This window comes from Micrococcus sp. HSID17227 (assembly GCF_003989405.1).
GTDB classification, from domain to species: Bacteria; Actinomycetota; Actinomycetes; order Actinomycetales; family Micrococcaceae; genus Micrococcus; species Micrococcus luteus.
Genome location: NZ_RBLN01000489.1, coordinates 1 through 747, shown reverse-complemented (window position 1 = coordinate 747; position 747 = coordinate 1). Strand labels below are relative to the sequence as shown.

Sequence of the window (747 nt, the reverse complement as noted above, 5' to 3'; positions counted from 1 at the left end):
CACCGAGGGGCCGGTCGGGGCGCGGGCCTCCCGCGTCGTCACGGGGACGCATCCCGCGCACGCCGACCTCGAGTCCGCCGCCGCCGCGCTGGCCGACGCGGATGCCGCCCTCGCCTTCTCCTCCGGCTACACCGCGAACCTCGGTGTCCTCGGCGCCCTGGCCGGGCCGGGCACCGCCTTCCTCCTGGACGAGCACGCCCACGCGAGCCTGCGCGACGGCGCCGCCCTCGCCGTCACCGCCCGCTCAGGGGCGTTCGCCCCCCTGGCGGGCGCGTCGGTCACCACGGTGGAGCACAACAGGGTGCCCGCCTTCCGGGCCGCCCTCGACCGGCTGCGCACCGAAGGGCGGGCGCGACGGATCGTGCTGGTGGTCGAGTCCCTGTACTCCGTGCTGGGGGACGAGGCCGACCTGCCCGCCCTGGCCGCCCTGGCCGCCGAACACGGCGCCCTGCTCGTGGTGGACGAGGCCCACTCGCTCGGCGTGGTCCCCGGCGGCAGCCGCACGGGCGCCCTGGGACTGTGGGCGGGGCAGGCGCCCGTCGTGGTCACCGCCACCTGCTCGAAGGCCCTCGGCGGCCAGGGCGGTCTGGCCCTGTTCGGCGGGCCCGACGCGCGGTCCTGGCGCGACCACGTGCTCAACACCGCCCGCACCTTCGTCTTCGACACGGCCCTGGCCCCCGTGCTCGCCGCCTCCGCGGCGGCCGCCTGCCGGATCGCCGCCACGGGGGAGCCCGCGGCACGGCTCGC

At 78.6% G+C, this 747-nt stretch carries 1 protein-coding gene; it reads left to right on the top strand.

The window, feature by feature from the left end:
• Nucleotides 1–747 (top strand): aminotransferase class I/II-fold pyridoxal phosphate-dependent enzyme (locus D8M29_RS12830; RefSeq protein ID WP_127446058.1); only part of this gene is annotated, 747 nt, incomplete at both ends.